Annotated in this window: 5 protein-coding genes; 1 reads left to right on the plus strand and 4 read right to left on the minus strand. The window is 26.6% G+C overall.

Features of this window, described 5'->3' with window-relative positions:
* The 4 genes from F553_RS12760 to F553_RS12035 all read right to left on the minus strand — a co-directional run.
* Positions 1-169 (minus strand): transposase (locus tag F553_RS12760; RefSeq protein WP_167319317.1); only part of this gene is annotated, 169 nt, incomplete at its 3' end.
* Positions 170-244: 75 nt separating this feature from the next.
* Entirely contained in the window at positions 245-2,929 is a 2,685-nt protein-coding gene (gene mgtA, locus F553_RS0111445; RefSeq protein ID WP_019000198.1) for a magnesium-translocating P-type ATPase, read from the minus strand.
* 94 nt (positions 2,930-3,023) lie between these two features.
* Positions 3,024-3,167 (minus strand): hypothetical protein, encoded by a 144-nt coding sequence (locus F553_RS12540; RefSeq protein WP_019000199.1) that lies wholly within the window; start codon positions 3,165-3,167, stop codon positions 3,024-3,026.
* Between the two features lie 22 nt (positions 3,168-3,189).
* Positions 3,190-4,428 carry an HAD-IC family P-type ATPase gene (locus F553_RS12035; protein WP_019000200.1) on the minus strand — a complete coding sequence of 413 codons (1,239 nt, stop codon included), beginning with the start codon at positions 4,426-4,428 and terminating at the stop codon, positions 3,190-3,192.
* Positions 4,429-4,543: 115 nt separating this feature from the next.
* Between F553_RS12035 and tnpA the strand changes: the two genes are divergently transcribed.
* The coding region (gene tnpA, locus F553_RS12435) for an IS200/IS605 family transposase (protein WP_156809640.1) at positions 4,544-4,716 on the plus strand (173 nt) is incomplete at its 3' end.

Raw genomic sequence — 4,716 nt, forward strand, 5'->3', positions numbered from 1 at the left:
GATTTTTATGAAGAAGTTGTGGAATACCACCATGTTCATAATGAGATATCCATCTGCAAAGAGGAGCTATATCTGGCATGTTTAGAATTTTAGCTACATGAGAAATAGAAGCTCCTTTTAAAACCATTTTAATTGCTTTAACTTTAAATTCATTTGAATATTTAGTCATAAAAAAACTGCACCTCCAAAAGTTGTTTTGTGTCCAACTTTTGGGGTGCAGTTCAAGTAATATGAGAGTCTTTTTTTATATATTTTCATTAAATTTATATCCTATTCCCAAAATTGTAATAATGTATTCTGGTGAATCTGGTTGAGGTTCAATTTTTTTACGTAGTTTACGGATAAATGCCATTATATTATTATCTGAAAGCAGAAAATCTTCTTCCCAAACAGCTTGATATATTTGTTCTTTAGTAAAAACTTCGCCTTTATTTTTAGCTAAGAAATAAAGGATATCAAATTCTTTAGGTGTCAAAATTATTTCTATATTATTACGTAAAACTTTAATTTGCAAAATTAAGATTTGAGACCACATGGATTCTAAAAACCAACCTGTTTGAAATAGTGATATATATATCGTTTGTAAATGAATATCTGTTAATTCACTGTATAGTAATCCATTTGTAAATAATGGGCAAAAAATAAAGTAAAGAAATAAAAAGGTAATAATATCAAAAATTGAGCTTAATGGACCAAAAAAACACATAAATGAGCCTAAATGATGATTAGACCAATTCAAAGGTAAACGATAATTTTCATTATCAATTTTATCCCAAGGTAAAATTAAACATAAAATATCATATAGAATATTTAATAATAATAATTGGATTGCTGTCATAGGCAAAAATGGTAAAAAAGCACTAGCACAAATGATTGAAAATATATTACCAAAATTTGATGAAGCTGTTATTTTAATATATTTAGTGATATTTGTAAATGTTTTGCGACCTTCAATAATAGCTTTGTGCAAAATAGTTAAATCTTTTTGACATAAGATAACATTAGCTACATCTTTTGTAGAATCAGTAGCTTCATTTATAGAGATACCTATATCCGCTTCAACAATAGCAGGAATATCATTTAAGCCATCACCTAAAAATCCTACAGTATGCCCATTTTGTTGTAAAGAAGTTATAATCATTCTTTTTTGATCAGGTGTAAGTTCAGTAAAAATAGTAGTTTTTTCTATTAATTTATCTAATTGAGCTGGATTTAAATTACTTAGTTCATTACCAGTGATAATATCAGTAGTTGAAATGCCCACTCGTTTACAAATAGATGTAGCAACACTAACATTATCTCCTGTTAATAATTTTATATTTACATTTAATGATTGAAGTTTTTTTATTGCTTCAATAGAAGATTTTTTAGGAGCATCAAAAAATGCCAAATATCCTATTAAAATTAAATTATTTTCGCTCTCTAAATCAATAGATGTAGTGTCTATTAAAGATTTATAGGCTACAGCCATAACTTTCATACCATCTTCAAGCATTTCATCAATTACAGCATGTATACTTTGAGTATTTTTATTGTCTATAGGAAGAATTTTATTTTGGTATTCAATATATTGACAACGTTTAAATAATTCTTTAACATCACCTTTAGTAATTAAAAGTTTTTGATGTTCATTTTGAATAATAACACTACTACATTTTCGTTCAAAATCAAAAGGTATTTCTGAAATTCGTTTGTTTTCGTTAATTAATTGTTGAAAATAATCTTTTTTTTGAGGTATTGTAGCATATTTTAAAATAGCATTATCTATATGATTAGGATAACTTGATAAATGATAACTATTTAAGTAAGCAAAATCTAATGTTTTTTGATTTTCATTACCTAGAATATCAAGATAATATTCTAAAATAATATTATTAGAAGTTAGTGTACCTGTTTTATCTACGCAAAGAATATCCATACTACCAAAACATTGCATAGCATAAATATCTTTTAAAATGATTTTTTGTTTAGACAAATAATTACTGCCTTTAACTAAACAAGTAGTAATTATCATAGGTAATAATTCAGGCGTTAATCCAATAGCTATGGAGAGAGCAAAAACAAAGGAATATAGTAAGCTTCCATGCACTAATATAGAGATGATAGAAACTATGGGGATTAAAATAGCCATAAATTTTATCAGTGTTAAAGAGATAGAATTGGCATCTTTAAAAAAGCTTGTAGAAGTTATCTTAGATGTTTTATTTTGTGCAAATGAACCATATAAAGTATTAGTACCTACATTTAAAACGATACCTTCACCACTACCGCTAATAATACTAGTACCCATAAAAGCTAAATTAGAATAATTAGTAATGGTCATATTATCGAGATTTTTAATATCAGAATGTTTTTCAATAATATCACTTTCACCTGTTAAAATAGCTTGAGAAACAAATAAACTATTTGTTTTTATTAGGCGAATGTCAGCGGGAACTTTAGTATTAGCTGTTAAATATACATAATCGCCAACAACTAGATTTTTAATAGGTATATCAATCCATTTATTATTGCGCTTCACAGCAATATAATTGTTTAAAAAGGTATCCATTTTAGATAGTCTATAAAAAGAACGTTGTTCATAACTAAAGCGAATGATTACGCTTAAAATAATCATTATAATAATGATAGTAATAGTACTGTAATTTTGATGCAGTTGTATAGGATAGATAATGTCCGTAATTATAGAAATTATGCTGATAATATATAAAATTATAGTAAATGGATTAAAAAATGCCCTATAAAGATGTTGTTTAGTAAATGAATGATCTAAATTATTAAAATTATTATCGCCAAAATTTTTTCTTTGCAATAGAATTTGATTGGATTTTAATCCTTTAGATGAAGTATTTAATAAAATATAGAGTTTATCTAAATCAATTGTTAAGTATTGTTTTAATTTATTATTTAACGAAAATATTTTATACATAGTACCCTCCTTTTTATTTATTTGTATTGTATCATATAAGATATATATTTTTAATAAAAGCTAGGACATATATAAATCCTAGCTTTTAATTTATTTATTGATTATTTTGTGGTTTAAGGCTCCAAAAAATGATATTCATAATAATCATAACAAAGAAACATATTCCTAAAGATAAATAAAAGTCATTATCTATATTGTGAAGATAAGAATTTGAAAATAAATTAGAGATAAAATTCATAATAAATACCTCCTAAAATATATTAAAGTAGTTTTCCATAATGGCGAATATATGCTTTTTTTATGCTGGTAGCTAATAACATGTACAAGATTATACAAGGGATTAAATAGATAAAATAGCTAAATGGTAAAGCAATAAATCCTAATATTGTTCCTAGTGGAGAAAATGGAATAATTGTTAAGACTATAATGCCAATAAAGGTCAATAATGTTACAGGTAAAGAAGCAAAACTTTGAATAAATGGTATTTTTGATGTACGTATCATGTGAATTACAAAAGTTTGACTCCACATAGATTCTACGAACCAACCTGTTTGGAATAGTGCAATATATTCAGCTTGTATTTTTAATAATTCACTGCCTTGATAGACTGTTGGTAAATCATTAAATAAGATACCATTAGATATAAATAATGGACAAAAAATGAAATACATAAAGATATAAGTTATCCAATCGAAAATGGAACTTGTAGGGCCAAGCCAAATCATAAAACTTCCTATGGAAAAAGCGTCCCAATTTCTAGGTTTAACAAGAAATTCTTTATCTACATTATCCCAAGGAATAGCTGTACAAGATAAATCATAGATTAAATTTAAAACAATAAGATGTAAACTCATCATTGGCAAAAATGGTAATAATGCTGAAGCAATAAGAACAGAGAACATATTTCCAAAATTTGAAGATGCTGTTATTTTGATATATTTAATCATATTGGCATATGTTTTACGACCTTCAATTATACCTTGTTCTAAAACCATTAAATCTTTTTCTAAAAGAATTATATCAGCAGATTCTTTGGCAATATCTACAGCGCTGTCTACAGAAATAGCTATATCAGAAGATTTCATTGCAGTGGCATCATTGATACCATCTCCCATGAAACCAACCGTATGACCATTTTGGCGGAGCAATTTTACAATTTTTGCTTTTTGTTCTGGTGATAATTTAGCGAAAACATCAGTTTTTTCTACAGCTATAGCTAAATCTTGTTCTGATAGTTGTTCAATATCTGAACCAAGTAAAAGATTATTAACTTTTAAACCAACTTGTTTACATATAGAACGAGCAACTTTATCATTATCTCCTGTTAAAACTTTTACTTTAACACCATATTCTTTTAATGCTTTTAAAGCTTTTACAGTTGATTCTTTTGGCGGGTCTAAGAATGCTAGATAGCCAATAAGTACCATATCACATTCGTCTGCTATGCTGAATTTATCTATTGGTGATGGATTATTTTTTTGAGCAACAGCTATTACCAAATGCGAGCGTAAAGTCCCTAAATTTATTTATGGGGATATAAGCTCGCTAAAAAACAATGATTCGATATCATTGTTTTTTATTGTATTATATTTTTAATAGTTATATAATACTTTTATGAAATATAAATCAAATAATAATATAGTATATTCTTGTAAATATCATGTAGTATTTTGTCCTAAATATCGTAGAAAAGTGTTGAACAATGGTGTTGATGAACGATTAAAGGAGTTGATTAATAATATTTGTCAGGAGCTTCACGTCGATTTAATCGAGATGGAAGTAATGCC

The sequence above is a fragment of the Megamonas rupellensis DSM 19944 genome (assembly GCF_000378365.1).
GTDB lineage: Bacteria > Bacillota > Negativicutes > Selenomonadales > Selenomonadaceae > Megamonas > Megamonas funiformis.

What these genes read in the sequence shown, in the direction of transcription:
- F553_RS12540 (WP_019000199.1), bottom strand. Translation starts at nt 3,167, where the DNA reads ATGAATTTTATCTCTAATTTATTTTCAAATTCTTATCTTCACAATATA.
- mgtA (WP_019000198.1), bottom strand. Translation starts at nt 2,929, where the DNA reads ATGTATAAAATATTTTCGTTAAATAATAAATTAAAACAATACTTAACA.